Genomic DNA, 20,800 nt, shown 5'->3' on the forward strand with positions numbered 1-20,800 from the left:
TGCCCCGCTTAAACGTAGAATCGATAGCCGTCGGAAATTTCCATGCCCAGCTGATTGTTGCGGTTGACGAAATCCTCAAGGAACTCGTGCAACCCTTGGTCCATGACGTCCTTGATCTGCCTCGTTTGCAATGACGTCCGGATGGCGTCAGCGGTATCGTGAGCCGACAGCCGTTCGCCGCCGTAACTGCTTGATATGTAGCCGAGGTTGCTGACGATCTTTTCGTAGCAATAGGCCAGCGACCGCGGCATCTGGCCATTCAAGATCAGGAAGTCGGCGATATTGGCCGCCTTGTATTCCTCGTCATAGGCCCAGCTGTAGGAACGGTGCGCTGAAACCGACCGCAGGATCGATTCCCACTGGACGTTGTCGATCGAGGACCCCACCTGCGAGATGGATGGCAGCAGCACGTAATATTTGACGTCCAGAATGCGGCTCGTATTGTCCGCCCGCTCGATGAAGGTGCCGATGCGCGCGAAGTTATAGAGCTCGTTTCTCAGCATCGAGCCATGAAAGGCCCCGCGGATAAGGCCTGCGCGCCGCTTGATGACATCGATGACCTCGGGCATCTCGGCCGCCTTGAGGCGCTTGGAAAGCAGGGCCTTGAGCTCGATCCAGCATTCGTTGGTTGCCTCCCAGGTCTCGCGGGTCAGCGCCGTGCGCACCATGCGGGCGTTGTTGCGGCCGGAATCGATGCAGGACATCACGCTCGACGGATTGGAAAGGTCACGCAGCAGATAGTCGATCGCATCGGCCCTGGTGAGCTTGGCGTGCCCTTCGTCGTAGGCTTCGCGGACGCCAGCGCTCTGCAGAACACCATCCCAGTCATCATCGCCTGTGCCGCTTCGGGTCAGCGACATGCGCAGGCCGGCATCGATAAGACGCGCGATATTCTCGCCGCGCTCGATGTAACGGAACATCCAGTAGAGTCCGTTTGCAGTTCTTCCGAGCATCAATCCTCCAATACCCAAGTGTCTTTGGTACCGCCGCCCTGGCTCGAATTGACGACCAGCGAGCCCTGCTTTAGCGCCACGCGGGTCAACCCGCCCGGAATGATCTGAACTTTGTCGGAAACCAGCACATAGGGCCGCAGGTCCACGTGACGCGGCGCAATCCCCTTGTTGACGAGGATCGGCACCGTAGAGAGCGAAAGCGTCGGCTGGGCGATGTAGTTGTTCGGCCGGGCCTTCAGCTTTTCTGCAAAGTCGACCCGCTCCTTCTTCGAGGCCGTCGGGCCGACTAGCATGCCGTAGCCGCCGGAGCCGTGCACCTCCTTCACGACGAGTTCTTCGAGGTGCTCCAGCACATATTTCAGGCTGTCTGCCTCTGAGCAGCGCCATGTCGGCACGTTTTCGAGAAGCGCCTTCCGGCCGGTATAGAATTCGACGATCTCCGGCATATAGGAATAGATCGCCTTGTCGTCGCAGATACCGGTGCCCGGCGCGTTGGCGATGGTGATGTTGCCGGAGCGGTAGACATCCATTATGCCCGGAATGCCGAGCGCGGAATCGGCACGGAATGTCAGCGGGTCGAGGAAGTCGTCATCGACGCGGCGGTAAAGCACGTCGATCGCCTCATAGCCGCGGGTGGTGCGCATCTTCACCTTGCCGTCGATGACACGCAGGTCCGCTCCTTCGACCAATTCCACGCCCATCATGTCGGCGAGAAACGAATGTTCGTAATAGGCGGAATTGTAGATGCCGGGCGTCAGCACGGCGACGCGCGGCTTGCCCTTGCAGCCGGGAGGCGCGAGCGAGGCAAGCGATTGGCGCAGCAGATACGGATAATCCTCGACACGCTGGACCTTGTTCTCGTGGAAGAGTTCCGGGAACATCTGCATCATGGTTTCCCGGTTTTCCAGCATATAGCTGACGCCGGACGGCGTGCGGGCATTATCTTCCAGGACGTAGAACTGATCCTCTCCGGTGCGCACGATGTCGGTGCCGACGATATGCGTATAGACGCCACCGGGCGGACGGAAACCGATCATCTCGGAAAGGAACGTGTCGTTCTTCTCGATCAGCTCACGCGGAATGCGGCCGGCGCGGATAATCTCCTGCTTGTGGTAGATGTCGTCGAGGAAGGCGTTGAGAGCAATCACCCGCTGCTCGATACCCTGAGCGAGCTTGCGCCATTCGCGGCCGGAGATAATGCGCGGGATGATGTCGAACGGAATGAGCTTTTCGGAAGAGTCCTCGTGCCCATAAACGGCGAAGGTGATGCCGGTTTTCCGGAAGATGTTTTCCGCGTCGCGGGATTTGGCAATCAGATGCGCCCTGTCTTGGGCATTGTACCATTCGAAATATTTTTCATATGGCTGACGGGGATTTTCATCCCCGGTGATCATTTCATCAAATGCCAAAGGTGTGGCTCCCCTTCTTTTTGTTCATTTGAATACAATGCAAAAGGCAATGCAAGAACCATGCACAGTTCGAAGAGAAGATTCCTAAAATCGTCAACAGCGCCAAAAACAGGCAAAAAACCGGTATTTAGGCAGCCATGCCGCGAGCACGTGAACGGATGGTCTAGCGGGCACGGCCAAAAAGTGGGCATGTGATTATTTTCCGCTCGCCCCGCCGACTCAAATCACGCCAGTGGGGTTTTGCTTGCGCGGTGTGCCGCCGGTAGTCCCCTCAGTCCTGCCCGGGGCCGCCGGCGTTGACGATGTCCTCGTCGATTACGGCAAGCGCCCGGTTCAGATGTCCTTCGAAGACGAGGTTCTGCTCGTCCGCGACCACTCTCAGTTCCGGCATGCCTTCCATGCGCACGACATGCGATTGCCCAAGGCCCTCCTCGATCCCCTGCCGCAGAAGATCGTAGTAGCGCGTGCCCGGCCCGGTGATTGCGACCGGCATGCGCTCCGTCAGGCTCAGCACGCGCGACAGCCCGTTGCCGAGCGCAAGGCCCGCCTGGCGGAAGGCGAAGGCCGGCATGCGATGCCCCTGGCGGGCCTGCGCCGCGATCTTGTCAAGTTCGGCGACCGGCACGAACTTCGCCGGGATCGTATCGAGCGGCACCTCGAAGGCCGTTCGAAGGATCGCATAGAACCCCGCATGCGCCTCGATGCATCCCTTGGCGCCGCAACGACAAAGACCGCCGTTGGCCATGTGCAGCATATGGCCGAAATTCGGCGCCGAGATCTCGTGGCCGCCATGCGACGTTCGCCTGACGATGCCAAGACCGATGCTGTGGCCGAGTGAGAGCGCGGCAAGCGAGCGGAAATCCGCGCCCTTTATATTCTCCTCACGCGCGCCGAGTGCGGCGGCGACGAGCAACGTTTCATTGTCCAGGATAATCTTCGCCTGCCATTCCGGGCGCAGCGCCGATTCGAAATCGATTTGTTCGCTGCCGAAGATCGGCGACCAGACGAGTACAGGCTCGAGCGAATTCACCAGCCCTTTGCTGCTGATCGAGATCAGCAAGACTTTGTTGCGGCTGATCCGGGAACGTTCCAGAATACGCGACAGGCCCGCCTTGACCGCAGCAGCGAAGCGCGCCGCCCCGGCAGGGTCATGCGAACGCTCCTCGCTGAAGCGATCGATCAGCTTGCCCGCATAATCCACCAGCGAATACTGTACGGCATCCGACGAGATGATGACCACGATCAGATAGCCGCATTCCCGCCGCTGCCGGAAAAGCACGCGCGGCCGCCCTCGCCCGCTTGCCGCCTGGTGCTCCGATTTCTCGATGATCTGCGCCTTTTCGAGATCGGCGGTGATTGCCGAAATCGTCGCGGAGGACAGGCGCGTATAGTCGGAAATCTCGGTATGCGCGAGCGCGCCGTGGCGGCGGAGAGCGGCGAGCACCAGCACGCTATTCCTTTGCCGGACCAGCTCCGTGCTCGATTTGGTCAGCATGAATGCCGCCCTCTCCCCCGTACCCCGCCCCGCTTTCACACCGAATCTCCAGCCGCTTTTCCGCATTGGAATTTAGCCGGTAGTGCGGTGTTGACAGTTGAAAAAATCTCTGACACTAAATTTCTCGACTGTCGAGAAAATAATTCATCGTTTTCTGGACAGCGATCCGCGGCGGCCGGAGGAAGCATTCGGGCTGGGTCGGCCGCAACTCATTCGGGAGGACAACATGAAGTCTATTTTGAAGCTGATGGCCGGCGCGGCCATCCTCGTTTCCGTACACACGGCGGCCATGGCTGCCGATCTCGTCGTCGGCGTTTCTTGGTCGAACTTCCAGGAAGAACGCTGGAAGACCGACGAAGCCGCCATCAAGAAGGCTCTCGAAGCCAAGGGTGCAAAATATATCTCCGCTGACGCACAGTCGTCTGCCGCAAAGCAGCTGACGGACGTCGAATCGCTGATTTCGCAGGGCGCGAACGCCCTCATCGTGCTTGCACAGGACTCCGATGCCATCGCCCCGGCCATCGAAAAGGCCGCTGCCGAAGGGATCCCCGTGGTCGGCTACGACCGCCTGATCGAAAACCCGGCCGCCTTCTACATCACCTTCGACAACAAGGAAGTCGGCCGCATGCAGGCAAAGGGCGTCTTCGACGCAAAACCTGAAGGCAACTACGTCTTCATCAAGGGCTCCTCATCCGACCCGAACGCAGACTTCCTGTTCTCAGGCCAGATGGAAGTGCTGAAGGCCGCGATCGATGCAGGCAAGATCAAGAGTGTAGGCGAAGCCTACACCGACGGCTGGAAGCCGGAAAACGCGCAGCGCAACATGGAGCAGTTCCTGACCGCCAACGACAACAAGGTTGATGCCGTTGTTGCCTCGAACGACGGCACGGCCGGTGGCGCGATCGCCGCTCTCGACGCACAGGGCCTCGCCGGCTCCGTCCCGGTCTCCGGCCAGGACGCCGACAAGGCAGCACTCAACCGCGTCGCCATCGGCACGCAGACGGTCTCAGTCTGGAAGGACTCCCGCGAGCTCGGCAAGCGCGCTGCCGAAATCGCTCTCGATCTCGCCGCTGGCAAGACCATGGACAAAATCGAAGGCGTTGAGACCTTCAACGGCGGCCCGAAGGGCGTCGCCATGCAGTCCGTGTTCCTGAAGCCGCTGCCGATCACTAAGGACAACCTCAACGTCGTCATCGACGCGGGCTGGATCAGCAAGGCGGAAGCCTGCCAGGGCGTCAAGGCCGGTTCGATTGCTGCCTGCAACTAAATCGCTGCCGATAGGTTGAAAATAATGCCGGCGCCGCAACGGCAAACCGTTGCGGCGCCGGATGCGGATCAACGTCCGGCGGCAGCCCCGTAGCGACCGCTGACCCGACCGCACCATTGCCCATCCCGACCCGATGCCATCATGGCCGCTGAGACCGGATCTGCAAAGATCGGTGATGGTGATAGTTTAAGAACAGGACGTAGGCGGCGGACGGTGGCTAACAAAAGCTCCGCGGCTTGCCCAAAAGATGGGGGAACGGCAAACCCATGGCCGACACGGTACATTCCACGACTTCCAACGGGCCGCGCAATGCGGAGGCCAATCCGGTGGCGCGTTTCTTCCGCGCGACGGAGATCGACACCCGCCTTCTCGGCATGGTCGGCGCGCTGCTGATCATCTGGATCGGCTTCCAGATCATGACCGGCGGCCTCTTCCTGACGCCGCGGAACCTCTGGAACCTTTCGGTCCAGACCTCTTCTGTCGCCGTCATGGCGACCGGCATGGTGCTGGTGATCGTCACCCGCAACATCGACCTTTCCGTCGGCTCCATGCTCGGCTTCTGCGGCATGGTGATGGGCGTCTTGCAGGCGCAGGTGCTGCCGCAATATCTCGGCTTCAACAGCCCCGCCACCTGGATCATCACGCTTGCTGCCGGCCTTATCGTCGGCGGATCGATCGGCATGCTCCAGGGCATGATCATCGCCTTCCTGAACGTGCCGTCCTTCATCGTCACCCTCGGCGGGCTTCTAGTCTGGCGCGGCGCCACCTGGTTCGTCACCAGCGGCCAGACGGTCGCGCCGATGGATATCAACTTCCGCATCATGGGCGGTGGTACGGATGGCTCGATCGGCGCCACCTGGAGCTGGATCGTCGGCGTCATCGCCTGCCTCGCCATCGTTGCCAGCATCGTCAATTCCCGCCGCCAGCGCCGGCGTTTCGGCTTCCCGCGGCGCCCGCTCTGGGCCGAATACTTCCTGTCTGCCCTCGGCTGCGTGCTCGTGCTCGGCGCGATCGCCGTCGCCAACAACTATTACTGGCCGACAAACATCGCCAAGAGATATGCGGAGGCAAACAGCATCCCCTGGCCGGAGACCGGCCTCGATATTCCCTACGGCATTGCAGTGCCGGTCCTGATCGCCGTCATCGTCGGCGCGATCATGACCTTCATCGCCACGCGCCTGCGCTTCGGCCGGTATGTCTTCGCCATCGGTGGCAACCCGGAGGCAGCCGAGCTCGCCGGCATCAAGACCCGCTGGGTCACGATACGCATCTTCGCGCTCATGGGTCTGCTCTGCGCCATCGCCGGTGCAATCTCGACTGCCCGCCTCAATGCCGCAACGAACGCGCAGGGCGAATTGGACGAGCTTTATACCATCGCCGCTGCCGTCATCGGCGGCACGTCGCTTGCGGGCGGCACCGGCACCATCGCCGGAGCCATGCTCGGCGCACTCGTCATGCAGTCGCTGCAGTCCGGCATGGTGCTTCTTGGCATCGACAGCCCGTTCCAGAGAATCGTTGTCGGTGCCGTCCTCGTCGTTGCCGTCTGGCTCGACACCGTCTACCGCGCCCGCGCCAAGTAAGAGGAGTCCGAACCATGACACATCAAAGCACTCCCCTTGTGGAACTGAAAAACATCTCGATCTCCTTCGGCGGCATCCATGCCGTCGACAACGCCTCGGTCGACCTCTACCCCGGCGAAGTCGTAGCATTGCTCGGCCATAACGGCGCCGGCAAATCGACACTGATCAAGATCCTCTCCGGCGCCTACAAGCGCGACAGCGGCGACATCCTGATCAACGGGGAAGCGGCCGACATCCGCAACCCGCGTGACGCCAAGAAATACGGCATCGAGACGATCTACCAGACGCTCGCCGTCGCCGATAACGTCGATGCGGCAGCCAACCTCTATCTCGGCCGCGAGATCCGAACGAAGTGGGGCACGCTCGATGACGTCGCCATGGAGGCCTCGGCCCGCGAGGTGATGGGGCGCCTCAACCCGAACTTCAAGCGCTTCAAGGAGCCGGTCAAGGCGCTTTCCGGCGGCCAGCGGCAGTCGGTGGCGATCGCGCGCGCGATCCTCTTCAACGCCCGCATCCTGATCATGGACGAGCCAACGGCGGCCCTTGGTCCCCAGGAAACGGCGCAGGTCGGCGAACTGATCAAGCAGTTGAAGAAGGAAGGCATCGGCATCTTCCTCATCAGCCACGACATCCACGACGTCTTCGACCTCGCCGACCGCGTCTCTGTGATGAAAAACGGCCAGGTCGTCGGCCATGCCCGCACCGAGGACGTCACCAAGGACGAGGTACTCGGCATGATCATCCTCGGCAAGGTGCCGCCAAAGGCGATCCCGGGCCCCGGCGCCATGCAGGTCTGAACGGATAGCCCCGTGAACACCAAAGTCCGCCGCTCGCAAGAATGGCGGACTTTTCAATTTAAGAGATTGAAGCGAAGGGCAAGCTAGGCTAAGAACCAGCCATCGGACAGGCGATTCAAAACCGCCTTAGGCATGCACCCGTAGCTCAGCTGGATAGAGTGTTGGATTCCGATTCCAAAGGTCACAGGTTCGAATCCTGTCGGGTGCGCCACTTCCTCTCTGTCCGACCCGGAGACATCGGTAACAGATCGTACCTAAGACATGGGTGACAACCTCGTGCCGAACGGGTTGTCGATGGTTTGCAAGGTCCTCTGCTCCAGGTCGATATATCCCAGATCATAATGCATGAAGCTGACGAGCCAAATACCGTCGTCGACTTCCTTGAGTCCCAGTTTCTGTCCTGCCAGCACGGTCGAGATGTTGACCTTCTTGCGGTAGATGCAGATGCGGCCGCAATTGGTCACCAGCGCATCGCGATCGTGGAAGGGGTAGTCGATCTCCGGCAGGCCCTGATAGGGGCGTGACGAAGCGACGTAGAGATCTGCCGGCACCTTCATGTTGAGCGCCTCGTGCGGCCGCTCCTGATTGAATTCGCTGACGAAAGCGTCGAAGCGGGCCTGCTGCTGGAGGATGTTTTTGCCCGGTGGTCTGGTCGCCTCTTTCTTCAGCGTCAGGTGCATGCGCTCATGCCGGCCGTTTTCTTGGGGACGGCCCGGCCTGATGCGCTCCAGCGTGATCCCGAGCCTCAGCCACCACACCGACAGCTTCGACAGATTGTAGAGCCCGTTGGGGCTGGCGAACGGCAAGCCGTTGTCGCTGCGGATCGCCGTCGGCAGGCCGCATTCGGTAAACAGCCGCCGGAACGCGTCGAAGACAGCCCGTTCTCGTGTCGATTCAAAGGCTTCGCAGGCGAGAAGATAACGTGACGCCTGGTCGGTGACCGTCAGCGGGTAACAGTATCGGCCATCGCCGAGCTTGAACTCGCCCTTGAAGTCGGCACACCACAGATCGTTCGGCAGTAATGCCTGTGACAAGGCTGTCCCTTCGGCTCGATGTCGTTGCCGCTTGCGGGCATGGGCGACCAGACCATGTCGATCGAGAACGGCATGCACCGTACTCTTCGACGGCACGCGCACATCGCCGGCCAGGCGCTTCACCAAAAGCTCCCTGATCTTCCTGGCACCCCAATGCGGCTTGCTCTTCTTGCACGAGACGATCATCGCCTCGACCGGCTCAGGCAGCTGGTTGGCATAACGCACCGGCCGTCGAGACCGATCCGTCAGTGCCTCCAGGCCGTCGTCCTTATAGCGATTGAAGATTTTGTAGCCGGTCTTGCGCGAGATGCCGAATGCACGGCACACATCGCTCATGCCTTCGCCCTCTAATAGCCGGGCGACAAATCGTAGACGTTCCTCCATCACCGAAGTCTCTTTCCACGGCATCAACACCTCCCGCCAAAAAGCGAAAAGTGTCACCCATGTCTCCGGTACAAAACGTCACCTATCTCTCATATGTGGACGGCCCCCTCCCTGCAAGAACTCCTATGATGATTTGATCGAGATCGCTTGCGTTCATATGTCCGGCCTGTTGTTGCGCTCGCACATGAACGCTGGCCAAGATGGGTTCCGCGACGTGAGTTCCAAACAGGTCGGCGACCTTCAACGGCCACTGAGAGATACGGAGTGTCCCACGTCTCGGATCGATCGATCACACCATCTGCTCGTTCCTTGCAAGTTCACGCATCAGATCGGCACGGCAGCATCTGTAACCTGCTAACCTAGACCTGACTGATCTCTCTATGCTGCGCAGGCCAGAGCCGGTCGCGAGCATTACCTTTGTAGTCCTCGCCGGTCACCATTATCTTCCAGGCGATCCGGGCGATCTTGTTGGCCAGCGCGACAGCCACGAGCTTGGGTGGCTTGCGCTTGAGCAACTCGATGAGCCAAGGCGAAGTGCTCTTTCCACGTCCCGCTCTTACCTGTTGAAGCCGCGAGGTCGCACCCACGACCAATGTCTTGCGCAAGGTCTCATCGCCGGCCCTCGTGATGACACCGAGCCTGACTTTGCCCGCAGTCGAATGGTCTCTGGGCGTTAGGCCCATCCAGGCGGCAAACTGCCTTCCGGATGTAAACTGTTCCGGGGCCGGAGCTTTCATCGCCAGCAAGACCGCGCCGATCGGTCCGACACCAGGGATCTTTGCAAGACGGCGACAACATTCATTGTTGCGATACCAGGCCATCAGTTTTGCCTCCACCTCTTTCAGGCGATCCCCCAACTGCGCAAATTCCTCAGCGAGAGACGTAAACAGCTCACGCGCCACAGCCGGAACGCTTTCATCAATCATGGTGCGTTCCAGAAGGAGCGGAATATGAGACATGCCTTTGGCCGCCGTCAGCCCGAACTCAGCTGCATAGCCACGAATTGTATTGGCAAGCTGCGTCTGTGCGGCGACAGCGCGCTCGCGCATGCCCACCAGCATCAGCGCGGCTTGCTGATCCGCACTCTTCACCGGAACGAACCGCATCGTCGGACGGCTCATCGCCTCGCATAGCGCTTCGGCATCGGCCGCATCATTCTTGCCGCGCTTGACGTAGGGCTTCGCCAGTTGTGGCGCGATCAGCTTGACCTCATGTCCGAGCCCCGTCAGCAACCGGGCCCAGTGATGCGAAGCGCCGCAGGCTTCGATCGCAATCACGGTCGGTGGGCAATTCGCAAAGAAATCCACCATCTCCTTGCGGCGCATCTTCTTGCGCAAGATCGGTTGCTCGGCGGCGTTTACACCATGCAATTGAAAGACGTGCTTTGACGTATCCATGCCAATACGGATAATCTGATCCACGGACGGCTCCTTCGTTTGAGATCGTTAACGGCTCACTCTGGCACATTTCGATGCCGCTCGGGGGCCGTCCACCCCAACAGGTCGGGCAGAATGAGTTCCGTCACATATTTTCAGAATGGACCCGCTAAATTTTAGAATGGTGAGGCCACAATTTTAGAATCATAGGCAAAAAGGCACCCCATTTGGGTTCGTGAGGGCCTTCTCAGCCGGTCGCTAGTCTTCAGCCAAAAAATGTGAAACTGATCGAACGTGAATTTTAGACTGCGCGCAGGTTTGGGGTTTGAGACAGCCAGATCGAGGCGATGACGCGCGCCTCACGCAGATCCGCTGATCTTACGGCGCGAACCCAATGACGGCAAGGTTGACGCCCGCAAAGTCCCTGCTGCGAGCCCGTTTGGCACCTCAACCTGGTTGAGTTCCACAAATAAGTTAGTGGCTGGGTCGGGAGTTACGACAAAGTCGTTGCAGCGGAGCAAGTGTTCAGGTGCTCGATTTACTACCTCCGCAGCTCTCAAGGACCGCTTGAGCATCCTGAAGATCGAGCGTCCCGTGGAGGTTAGAGAGACAGCCGAGGAGCGGCATGAGCAGCTCGCAGGCCTGCGCTCTAAGACCCTGTGCTCGCCAAAGCCGGGCCAAACTCACCGCCGAGCGCAGTTCCCACATCTTCGCATCCTGCATGCGGGCGACGTCGAGCGCACGGCTGAAGCACGCCTCGATTTCGGCAGGATCGCACTCTGAGCTCGATGATATGAGTTCGCCCTTGAGCCGATGCAGCTCCGCCTCGCACCAGCGGTTGCCAGTGCGTGCGACAATGGTAAGCGCCTCATCAATCAAGGTGCTACCCTCGGCAAAACGATCAGCCTTTCCGTGCGCCTCCGCGAGTAAGCCCATCGCCCAAGGCGCCGTCATTCCTGACCCGATCGCCTGCATGCCAGCCAACCCGTCTCGCAACCGCTCGATGCCTTCCGCGATCAGGCCCCGCTCCGCCAGCACCCACCCCTGCAGGAAGACTCCCTGGGTGTGCCAGAATGGAAATTCGTGTTCGGCCGCGAACGCCAACGCCAACTCCGCCGCCTCTTGCGCCTTGGCGATGTCGCGTCGATGCACCTGCAAAATCGCCGCCCATGTCAGTACATAGGCACGGCTGAACAAATGCCTGAGGCTCGCGGTCATGGCGAGCGCCTCGTCCATCAGCTCCAGCGCCCGGTCATCGTGGCCGAGATACCACAGCGCCATGCCGCCACGGCACAGGCAGATCGGTCCTCCATCCTGTCCATAGAGCGCTAGATGGGCCCGGTGCTGGGCGATGTCGTATTGGCTGATCCCGTGCTCGAAGTGCTTCCATGCCGAGGCGAATTCGCCGCGCCAGGAGCAGGTAATACCCAAAGCATAGGACGCTTCCACCACGAGCACAGGATCCGAGATCTGCTGCGCCAACCTCAGAAGCCGTTCGCCAAGGTCCCGCGCCGCGGAAAGCTCGGACCGCACCGCATGATGAATGGTGAGACCGAGGAGCACCGGGAACAGCCTGGGCGTTTCCTGGATCCGCTCCGCCAGGTTGAGAGCACGGTTGTAGACGCGCTCGACCTCCGGGTGGCCATAGCCCTTCGCGGCGGTAAGCACTCGTCCCATGGTGATCAACAACGTCAGCTCAAGCTCGAGTTGCTCCGGATTCTCGGGCATCTGGGCGAGCAGGTCGAGTGCCTTGGCCAAATGGCCGACGGCCTCGGTATTCGCCGCCCGCTCGTTTGCGTGCTCGGCGGCCCGGTGCCAGAACACGACGGCTTGCGGCAGCTCTCCTGCCTCCGTCAGATGATGGGCCAGGAGCTCCGGCTGAGCGGACACGACATGTGGGGCGAGTTCTTCGAAGACCTGCGCAATACGGCGATGTAGTTCCCGGCGGCGGCTCTTGAGGAGCGACTGATATGCGGTATCTCGGACGAGCGCGTGCTTGAAGCTGTAGATCGCGTTAGGGGGGCTTCCGCGCCGAAAAACTAGCTCAGTAGCAACCAGTTGATCAAGGCTCCTCTGCAGCTCATGCTCATCGAGCACTGCTAACGCCGCAATCAGCTCATAGGAGAACTCGCGCCCAATGCAGGCGCCGATCTGGGCCACCACCTTGGCCCTCCCGAGGCGGTCGAGGCGGGCCATCAGCGAGTCGTACAGCGTTACCGGGATCGCCAGCGGCGGCATATGTGCAGCCAGTCCAAGCTGATCGCCGGCCACTCCCAGGAGACCAGATTCGAGCATGGTTTTGGTCAACTCCTCAAGGTACAGCGGTACGCCATCGGTGTTGGCCAGGATGTAATCGAGCACTCCGGCAGGCAGTGCCTTTCCGCCGGTCAGCCGTTCGACCAGCGATTGAGCGTGCACCCGGTCGAGGCGATTCAGGACTACCTTTGTCACGTGCCGGTAACTACGCCAAGGCGGGACGAACTCGGGCCTGTGGGTAATGACCAGCAGCACCGGGAGCTGCCGGATGTGGTTCACGAACAAGCCGAACAGCTCTAGGCTACTCGCGTCCAGCCAGTGAGCGTCCTCAAGCACCAGGAGCACTGGCTGCTTCGCAGCCAGTCTGCCAAGCTGGGCGATGAGCACGTCGAAGGTTCGGTTCTTACGCTGTTGGGGCGCGAGATCCAGTATTGGACCGCGGCCAGCGCCTGGAATTCCGAGAAGCTCGGCCAACAATGGAAGCGCTTCGCTCACCTCACCGACCTGTTCCGCGATCAGCGCCTGGAGTTTGGCGAGCTTCACGACCGATGAATCCTCGCGTTCAAATCCCGCTTCCTGTTCAAGCTGGCCAATCACCGGGCGAAGCGCGCTGTTGATGTGGTATGGCGAGGCGAAGTAGCGGCGCAACCTGTGTGGTTCTCGAAGGAGACGCTCGCGAAGGGCCAGGGCGAGACGCGACTTGCCGATTCCAGCCTCACCCTCGAGCAGGACGACCTGACCTTCCTTGGCCTTTGCCTGAGTCCAGCGATCGACCAACAATGCGAGTTCCGGGTCACGGCCGACCAACGGCAGCACGGTCGCGTGACCGGCCTCGAAGCGGTCGTCGCTACGCACTTCGCCGAGCACCCGAAACGCTTCAGCCGCCCCGGAAAAACCTTTGATCGGCCGCAGTCCGATGCTTTCGAGCTTGAACTGGCCCCGCAGCAGTGCGCGCGTTGCTTCGGCAATGACCACCGTGCCGGATCCGGCCAACTCCTGTAGGCGGGCCGCCAGGTTCGGCGTTTCACCTACGACGCTGCATTCCTCGGCCTCGCCGGTGCCGATGATGTCACCCACCACGACCAGGCCAGTGGCGATTCCGATCCGAACAGCCAGGTGCTCGCCTGCCGCATCCAGCCGGTCGACGGCCTCAACGACCGCCAGGCCGGCCCTCACGGCCCGCTCGGCATCTTCCTCGTGAGCCTGCGGATAGCCAAAGTATACGAGGACGCCGTCGCCCATATACTTGGCAACAAAACCGTCGTACCGGCCGACGATCTCGGTGGCGCAAGCACGGTACGCAACGATCGACTGCCGTAGGTCTTCTGGATCGAGGCGGGCGGAGAGTGCTGTCGATCCAACGAGATCGCAGAACATCACCGTAAGCTGTCGCCGTTCCGCCTCGCTGTGGATCGGTGACACGGAGGGACGTAGTGCCGCCGTGGGCGGCGGCGACTGCTGAGCCAGAGTCGCGGCCGCCCTGAGAAAACGCTTGCGGTCACCAAGGGACAGTCCGAGCTCGTTGAGGTCGGCATCGGTGAGATCGTCGACGACATCGAGATCGATGCCGTTCTTCAAGAAGGTTTGGCGATACCGCTCAAGCCTGATGCTGGCGAGCCAGTCTCCGATGTCGGGCATGACCTAGCATCCTCTGACATGGTCGAATTCGGATTGCTCTGAGGCGCTTTCCCACGAGTCGAGGATATACAGCTTACACCTGTCGCCCTGAGCAGTCACCCACGGCTGGCACGTGGAACGGCTGCAAAGGGCGCTTCTGTAGTTCCAACAGAAGGCGCTGCCTTTAGCGGGCGGCGCCTTTTTTGTTGCCGCCGGTCGAGAATCGATCCACCCTGAGACAGCTTCAAAACGTGCGATGAGCCATTCTAAAATTGTGGTTCTTGGGTGCCGGGCGTTCTAAAATTGTCGTTTTAGATTCCAAGTTTTTGAAAGCGGGCGAGCGAAAAAGCTAAACAATTTCAATGAAACAGCTTCTAAGTTTATGTGACGGGCCTCAGTGAAGGCTGCCCCATAGCCATGAAATGCACCCCCAATTACGTGAAATGAAACGGCTATCATGGCCGGACAGAAACGTTCACGAAGCGAACTAAGTGTAAGCTTCCGCTCGATTTTTCACGATTCCATCTTTCATGGTGGCGACGGCGACCGTGATCTGCAAGTGTTTTCCGGCAAGCGCGTGGCGTCTACCTAACGTCGCCTTCAGGCGGTCTCATCGCATCAGGCATCGTTGATTTCGCCGCTGGGAGCACGGCACTCCGTCTGTTTCGCAGATGAAATCGGTGTTGTCTTTGGCGATTCGCATCTAAGTTCGCTGAAGTGAACTGCCCCCCGGCCCTCAGCGCAGGTACACGGTTAGAGGAGAGAAAGCATGACCATCGAATCCATGACGACTGCCGAATTGCCGAAGGTCACCGGCTGGAAGGGAGTGAGCGACGCCGGCCACTTCGAACGGTTAAAGACCGCCTTGTTTCGGACACGGGGGCGAACCCGCTTCGACCGGGCGGCCGCCGACCGGATCCTCGACGACCTCCGGCATGTCGCCTACCGGAACGGCGTCGAGGTGCGAAGTCGCGGGCGTCCTGGGCGAGGATTGGCCGTTTGAAGTTCTATAGCGCTGCCTCTGGAACGTGTGTCGGTTTACGGAAGCGTGATTTTACCTAGTATTGCTTTGTAATTCCGAGGCTTTCCAAACCTTGAAGTTGGTTTGAGTTTGTGTTAGTTTACTAAGTATGACTGGGCGAAACAGCGGAAAGCTAAACCAACTTGAAAGAACCCTTCCAGAGGGCCTATTGGCCGATGCGGCATGGATGGAGCGGCACGGCTATTCTACTAGCCTGCGCAGCCAGTACGTTTCGGCGGGTTGGCTGGTTCAGCCAGTGCGCGGCACTTACAAACGTCCACTCGGCGAACTCGACTGGCAGAAAACCGTCGTTTCCCTCCAGAAGCTCATGGGACGCGCCCTTACGGTCGGCGGACGCACCGCGCTCGACCTGCAAGGGTTCAGCCATTATTTGTCACCGACTGGCCCGTCTACGATCCACCTTTACGGGACGGAGCCGCCTCCCGGCTGGCTCTTCAAGCTACCGTTGAAAGAGTCATTCCGTTTTCACCGGTCGCAGGTGCTGTTCAACACTCTCGCGGCCGAAAAGGACGCGTTGCAGGCCGGCATGCTGCGGGAATTGCCGGGGCCGTCGGATTGGCCGCTTATGGCTTCGACGCCCGAGCGGGCGCTGCTCGAAATGCTCGACGAGCTGCCGGGTCACGAGAGCTTTCACCTCGTCGACATGATGGTTCAAAGCCTGAATACCTTGAGCCCACGGCGTCTGCAGACGCTGCTTGCGGATTGCCGGAGCGTAAAGGTCAAGCGGCTGTTCTTCTTCTTCGCCGATCGCCATGCGCCGCCGTGGCTGAAGCAGATAAGGCGCGAAGAGATCAGCCTTGGCAGCGGCAAGCGTATGCTCGTCAGAGGCGGGAAGCTGGATCCGAAATACCTCATAACCGTGCCGGAGGATCTTGGTGCCCCTGAATGATCGCTAAGACGCCAGGTTGCCCTTTTGATCGCCGCCGTGCCTTTCGTCGCGGCGGAGCAGGAGTTCGCGCTCAAGGGCGGCACGGCGATCAACCTCTTTGTCCGTGATATGCCGCGTCTGTCGGTCGATATCGATCTGACCTATTTGCCAGTCGCTCCCCGTGCAGAGTCGCTGGCCGCCATTGATGCAGGAATGAAGCGCATTGCGGCGGCGCTCAGGACAGGTCTGCGCGGCGCGCGCGTCAACGAAGTAGTGAATGCGCGCGAGAAGATCGTCACCAAGTTGATGGTTCAGGGAACTGATGCGCAAATAAAGATTGAGGTGACGCCCGTATTGCGCGGCTGCGTGTTCGAGCCGGAAGCGAGGGCCGTATCGCCGACCGTCGAAGATGCCTTCGGTTTCGTGGAAATGCAGGTGGTTTCCTTCTCTGATCTATATGCGGGGAAGATCATGGCGGCCCTCGACCGCCAGCATCCGCGTGACCTGTTCGATGTCAGGGATCTTTTCGCCAATGAAGGGATCAGCGACGATCTTCGGCGCGCTTTTATCGTCTATCTTATCAGCCATGACAGGCCGATCTCAGAAGTCCTCGTGCCGCGCCGCAAGGATATTGCGCAGGAATTTGCGCAAGGTTTCGACGGCATGACGGCAGAGCCCGTCGTGCTCGACGCTCTACTGGCAACGCGCGAGGAACTGATTGCCGCTGTGGCGGCCGGCATGCCGGAAGAGCACAGGGCTTTCCTGCTGGGCTTCAAAAAAGGTGAACCGGACTGGTCGTTGCTTGGCGTCGAAGGCGCTGACGAACTTCCCGCTGTCAGGTGGAAGCAACTCAATCTCGACAAGCTATCTCGCGACGCCCGCAGCCGGCTTGTCGCCCAGCTGGCCGATGTGCTGGAGCGTAAAGTATAGTCTATGCCTACATTCGAAGAGGTGGCCGGGTCGGTTGACCAGATCATGGGCGTGAAGGCGGTCTGGGGCCGCTCGTCGGAGCCCGTGATGTGCTTCGGATCGCGCGGCGACGAGGCCCTAAAAGACCCCGGGCATTTCCAGCAGGCGCGCGCGACTGCCAAGAAGGCAATCCCTCAGCCCTATCTCGTCACCATCGGCGGCGGTGCCGAAGTGGGTGCAGAACTTCGCGGGAGAGTTCTCGAACTTGTGAGGGTGAAGCCTCAAAAAACGTTCAGGCTCCTAAAAAAACGTTCAGGATTTAGCATTTCCCTAAGAAAACGTTCAATCATCTGGCGGCCACGAAATCTTTCAAGAATCCTGCCGCCCCTGAAAATATCCTCAGGTTCCTAAATTTTCTTTCAAGAATGTGAACGATCCTCAAAAAGCTTTCAAACCCGCCAGCTACAAATAGCCTTTCCTGCCGCCACAACCGCCGCCCTCTGCAGCAATACCGGAGGGGCCGAGCTCTCGTATGCCGAATTCGCGACGAGGTTCCGTGCCCATGCCGCCGACCTGCTAGAGGGTGTCCGCTCGTTTCCGTCGGAAACCGGACGTGTGGCCGCCGTCCTGCAACGCGAGCTCGACGCGAGCCAGAGCGCGCGACCGATTCTCTTCGTTCTTGCGTTCGTCGCTGCCGGATTGGCGGTCCAGTGGAGCTTCTGGTGGATCAGCAGGGGCTGGCGCACATGGATCGCTTCGGTCAGCTTCTGACCGTGCGCGACAGGCTCGTGCAGAGCGCTTGCTTGTCCACGCCGTCGTTCGGCAGCGTGCGAGGTGAGTCTGCCCTTCTCACTCGTGGAGATGTTCTCAGAAATCAACAGGCGCAGCAATGACATAGCGATGCCCCGTTTCATCTCGTCCGGCGCGCCATTTCACCGACGAGATTTGAACCGCAAAGCGTCCCGCACCTGGATAGCGCCCTCAAGCCGCTGTAACGCGGCGAGCCAGCAGATACCCTGCATTGCGGATGGCAAGTGAAGCCAGAGCGCCGATCGCCGCCGACGCCGCATAGCTAAGGCAGAAAACCCGGTACGAAATCAGGATGAGTCCAATAGTCTATCGCGAGAGTTGTCAGCTGGTCAGGGCCGAAATTGACAGCTTCGATGAGCGCATCGCGATCGTAGAAGGGGTAGTCGATCTGCTGGAGGATGTTTTTGCCCGGCGGCCGGGTCGCCTCTTTCCTCAGCGTCAGGTGCATGCGCTCATGCCGGCCGTTTTCCTGGGGACGGCCCAGCCTGATGCGCTCGAGGACGATGCCGAGCCTCAGCCACCACACCGACAGCTTGGACAGATTGTAGAGCCCGTTTGGACTGGCAAACGGCAAGCCGTTGTCACTGCGGATCGCCGCCGGCAGGCCGCGCTCGGCAAACAGCCCGCGGAAGGCGCGTAGGCGATATAGCACGCAACTTGCGACAGGAACGACGGCAAGCATTGCCCTTAGCCGATGTCTATGACAACGACCTCCGGCGGCGATCCGATCCGGATCGGCAAATTCGAAAGACCCAATCCACCGGAGACGATCAAGTGGCGATCGTGCTCGACGATATGCCCGTAGGCATAGCGGTTGCCGTATCGCGACGGGACAAGTGGTGAATAGCCCAGGAACCTCACCTGCCCGCCATGGGTATGGCCGGCGAGCGTCAGCGAAACGCGCCGGGGGACATCGACGAAGATATCCGGCTCGTGGGCCATCAGGATGATCGGATCATCGCCATCGATGCCAGCCAACGTGCCGGGCAGGTCATCGAGCCCGGGGATCATGCCAGAGCCGTCTGGTGCCGGATAGGTTGGCTCGAGTTGATCGGCCAGACCGGCGAGCCAGAAAGATCGTCCGTCCTTTTCTAGTCGCAGCGCACGATTGTCGTAAACCGGGATGCCGACGCCGGCAAGCGCGCTGTGGGCCAGCGTCGGACCATGACCGGCCAGCCGGGCGACGGGATCGTTGAGCCAGTCGTGATTGCCTATGATCGCGTGGACACCGAGCGGCGCCTTCAGCCGTGCCAATGCCTCGGCCCAACGGGCCGGTTCCACGAAGCCGGTCAGGCGCAGGCTGCTCATGTAGTCGCCGAGCAGGAGGATGATGTCGCCGCCAAGCCCACTGGCCTGATCGCAGATGCCGGCAATCCGATGCACCGGCATCCAAGGCTCGCAAGCATGGATGTCGGCCAGGACAACGACCCTGAGCTTGAGGCCCGCCGGCCAGTTGGCAGGCCGCAACGCATAGGATGTTACCAGCGGCCGCTGAAACGGCTCGACCCCCACGGCATAGGTGCTGGTACCAAATCCCGCCATCACCAGCCCGCCGAGAAGTGTGAGGAACCCGCGCCGCGCCAGCATGCCTTCTCCCCTTCGATGGAATGACCTTTAAGCCGCCGGTCGCCTTCGTGGGGGCGAGGCAGGCAGGAAAAAGCGCTCGCCCGACGTCGACGACCGCCTCTTTCTCTGCCGGATCATAGCGAGCACGCCGCCACACCGAAATACATCATTCGGCCGCGCGCCTAAGCCATGCGGCCGGGGTCCTCTCAACCGAGGTCGATGACGACGATCTCCGGCGGCACACCAAAGCGGACCGGCGCAATCGAGCAGCCGAGCTCACCGGAGACGACAAGCTGCGATCGTCTTCGACCACATGGCCACAGGCATAACGATCGAAGTCGAATCCTCTGTCGCGGAAGTGGCTGATGAGTACGCCGTCCGTCGTCGTGTCACCCAGATAAGAAATAATCCCTTCTCACGGCCACCAGCCACGCTCCAGCATGATCGATTGAACCGCCTCATTCTCCTAACCATGCTGGGAGGGCGAAACGCCGATCCCGAACAGAAGCGAGGACCTGCTGAAGATGAAGAGGCGGAGACGCTCGTAAGCGATTGACCCCAACACGCCGAATAGAGAAGACATAGGCAACAGAACGCACTTGAAACATGGGTGACAACCTCGTGCAGAACGGGTTGTCGATGGTTTGCAAAGTTCTCTGCTCCAGGGTCGATACATCCCAGATCACAATTCATGAAGCTGACGAGCCAAATGCCGTCGTCGACGTCCTTGAGTCCCAGTTTCTGTCCGGCCAGCACGGTCGAGATGCTGATCTTCTTGCGATAGACCTTCGTATCGTTCGCGCGACCTACTCCTCAAAGCGACCCGTGGCGTCACGATCGCGGTCGTATCGTCTCTTGAGCGGAAATGGCGGCAACCAGGACTCGCGACGGACGGTCCAGAGTTCGTAGGTTGGCATCAGTTGATCAGGGGCATCCAAGGATCCTAGGTTCACTTCGATTTCATCTGCGCTGCGTCCGAAAACGGAGGAACCGCAACGGGGACAGAAAAACCGCCCGGCGTAGTCGCGTGTTTCGCCATCGATCGTCACTGCATCCTGAGGGAACACCGCGGAAGCGTGAAAGAGTGCCCCATGATGCTTGCGGCAGTCGAGACAGTGACAAACGCCGACCCGGTATGGGAGTCCCAACGCCACGATTCGGACGTTGCCGCACAGGCAACCGCCGGTGAACCGGTCCATGCTGCATCTCCTCTAAAATCAAGCGGTCAGAATGGTTACAACGAACGGCACTGTCATTGCAAATTGCCCTGTTGCGGGCGGGGACGCGTCGTTCACAAAGCTCCGCACTGTAAACCGGCCCCGCACTGCCCGCAGCCGCTAGCGCCAAGAAACCCCGCGCCTCGACTGAACCTCACCCGCGCTTATCTCGATAATGATCGGGAAAATTGCGTCGGAACCCGGATTTTGAACAAAACCC

At 60.3% G+C, this 20,800-nt stretch carries 16 protein-coding genes, 1 tRNA gene and 3 pseudogenes; 9 read left to right on the forward strand and 11 right to left on the reverse strand.

What is annotated here, in order from left to right; all coding sequences use genetic code 11:
* Window positions 1-8 precede the first annotated feature (8 nt).
* From N2599_RS12350 to N2599_RS12360, 3 genes are all read right to left on the reverse strand, one after another.
* Window positions 9-953, reverse strand: coding sequence for an alpha-E domain-containing protein (locus tag N2599_RS12350; RefSeq protein ID WP_027508220.1), 945 nt, complete (start codon window positions 951-953; stop codon window positions 9-11).
* Window positions 953-2,362, reverse strand: coding sequence for a circularly permuted type 2 ATP-grasp protein (locus N2599_RS12355; RefSeq protein WP_027508219.1), 1,410 nt, complete (start codon window positions 2,360-2,362; stop codon window positions 953-955). Before N2599_RS12355 ends, N2599_RS12350 begins: the two co-directional genes overlap by 1 nt.
* 271 nt (window positions 2,363-2,633) lie before the next feature.
* Window positions 2,634-3,857: an ROK family transcriptional regulator gene (locus N2599_RS12360; RefSeq protein ID WP_027508218.1), complete on the reverse strand. Its 1,224-nt coding sequence runs from the start codon at window positions 3,855-3,857 to the stop codon at window positions 2,634-2,636.
* Window positions 3,858-4,083: 226 nt separating this feature from the next.
* On the opposite strand from N2599_RS12360, the gene xylF reads away from it, so the two are divergent.
* The 4 genes from xylF to N2599_RS12380 all read left to right on the forward strand — a co-directional run bounded on the left by xylF (window position 4,084) and on the right by N2599_RS12380 (window position 7,712).
* Entirely contained in the window at window positions 4,084-5,124 is a 1,041-nt protein-coding gene (gene xylF, locus N2599_RS12365) for a D-xylose ABC transporter substrate-binding protein (protein WP_027508217.1), read from the forward strand.
* 266 nt (window positions 5,125-5,390) lie between these two features.
* Window positions 5,391-6,704 carry a sugar ABC transporter permease gene (locus tag N2599_RS12370; protein ID WP_027508216.1) on the forward strand — a complete coding sequence of 438 codons (1,314 nt, stop codon included), beginning with the start codon at window positions 5,391-5,393 and terminating at the stop codon, window positions 6,702-6,704.
* Window positions 6,705-6,718: 14 nt separating this feature from the next.
* Complete coding sequence (locus N2599_RS12375; RefSeq protein WP_027508215.1) at window positions 6,719-7,501, forward strand: ATP-binding cassette domain-containing protein; 783 nt, start codon at window positions 6,719-6,721, stop codon at window positions 7,499-7,501.
* Window positions 7,502-7,635: 134 nt separating this feature from the next.
* Window positions 7,636-7,712 (forward strand) — tRNA-Arg (locus N2599_RS12380).
* A gap of 43 nt (window positions 7,713-7,755) precedes the next feature.
* Here the strand turns inward: N2599_RS12380 and N2599_RS12385 are convergent.
* The 3 genes from N2599_RS12385 to N2599_RS12395 form a co-directional block, all read right to left on the reverse strand.
* Window positions 7,756-8,943: an IS481 family transposase gene (locus tag N2599_RS12385; RefSeq protein WP_260307349.1), complete on the reverse strand. Its 1,188-nt coding sequence runs from the start codon at window positions 8,941-8,943 to the stop codon at window positions 7,756-7,758.
* 335 nt (window positions 8,944-9,278) lie between these two features.
* The gene (locus N2599_RS12390) at window positions 9,279-10,340 is read right to left on the reverse strand and encodes an IS110 family RNA-guided transposase (RefSeq protein ID WP_260307350.1); all 1,062 of its coding nucleotides are present in this window, start codon (window positions 10,338-10,340) and stop codon (window positions 9,279-9,281) included.
* A 480-nt stretch (window positions 10,341-10,820) separates the two neighbouring features.
* The gene (locus N2599_RS12395) at window positions 10,821-14,189 is read right to left on the reverse strand and encodes an AAA family ATPase (RefSeq protein ID WP_027513624.1); all 3,369 of its coding nucleotides are present in this window, start codon (window positions 14,187-14,189) and stop codon (window positions 10,821-10,823) included.
* Between the two features lie 748 nt (window positions 14,190-14,937).
* On the opposite strand from N2599_RS12395, the gene N2599_RS12400 reads away from it, so the two are divergent.
* From N2599_RS12400 to N2599_RS12420, 5 genes are all read left to right on the forward strand, one after another.
* A complete protein-coding gene (locus tag N2599_RS12400) occupies window positions 14,938-15,171 on the forward strand; it encodes a hypothetical protein (protein ID WP_027513623.1) in 234 nt (77 codons plus the stop codon).
* 127 nt (window positions 15,172-15,298) lie between these two features.
* The gene (locus tag N2599_RS12405) at window positions 15,299-16,099 is read left to right on the forward strand and encodes a type IV toxin-antitoxin system AbiEi family antitoxin domain-containing protein (RefSeq protein WP_027513622.1); all 801 of its coding nucleotides are present in this window, start codon (window positions 15,299-15,301) and stop codon (window positions 16,097-16,099) included.
* Between the two features lie 24 nt (window positions 16,100-16,123).
* Window positions 16,124-17,008: a nucleotidyl transferase AbiEii/AbiGii toxin family protein gene (locus N2599_RS12410; protein WP_051336837.1), complete on the forward strand. Its 885-nt coding sequence runs from the start codon at window positions 16,124-16,126 to the stop codon at window positions 17,006-17,008.
* Window positions 17,009-17,011: 3 nt separating this feature from the next.
* On the forward strand, window positions 17,012-17,398 hold the full coding sequence (locus N2599_RS12415; RefSeq protein WP_027513621.1) for a hypothetical protein: 387 nt from the start codon (window positions 17,012-17,014) through the stop codon (window positions 17,396-17,398).
* A 204-nt stretch (window positions 17,399-17,602) separates the two neighbouring features.
* Entirely contained in the window at window positions 17,603-17,758 is a 156-nt protein-coding gene (locus N2599_RS12420; RefSeq protein ID WP_156915376.1) for a hypothetical protein, read from the forward strand.
* A 427-nt stretch (window positions 17,759-18,185) separates the two neighbouring features.
* Here N2599_RS12420 and N2599_RS12425 read toward each other — a convergent pair.
* The 5 genes and pseudogenes from N2599_RS12425 to N2599_RS12440 form a co-directional block, all read right to left on the reverse strand.
* Window positions 18,186-18,431, reverse strand: a pseudogene (locus N2599_RS12425) (IS481 family transposase); the annotation flags it as partial.
* Between the two features lie 53 nt (window positions 18,432-18,484).
* Window positions 18,485-19,384: a metallophosphoesterase gene (locus N2599_RS12430; protein ID WP_027513619.1), complete on the reverse strand. Its 900-nt coding sequence runs from the start codon at window positions 19,382-19,384 to the stop codon at window positions 18,485-18,487.
* 185 nt (window positions 19,385-19,569) lie between these two features.
* Window positions 19,570-19,697: pseudogene (locus tag N2599_RS12435) on the reverse strand (metallophosphoesterase); the annotation flags it as partial.
* Between the two features lie 271 nt (window positions 19,698-19,968).
* Window positions 19,969-20,149, reverse strand: a pseudogene (locus N2599_RS37820) (IS481 family transposase); the annotation flags it as partial.
* A 20-nt stretch (window positions 20,150-20,169) separates the two neighbouring features.
* On the reverse strand, window positions 20,170-20,562 hold the full coding sequence (locus N2599_RS12440) for a GFA family protein (RefSeq protein ID WP_027513617.1): 393 nt from the start codon (window positions 20,560-20,562) through the stop codon (window positions 20,170-20,172).
* Between the last annotated feature and the right edge of the window lie 238 nt (window positions 20,563-20,800).

This window comes from Rhizobium sullae (assembly GCF_025200715.1).
Lineage (GTDB): Bacteria > Pseudomonadota > Alphaproteobacteria > Rhizobiales > Rhizobiaceae > Rhizobium > Rhizobium sullae.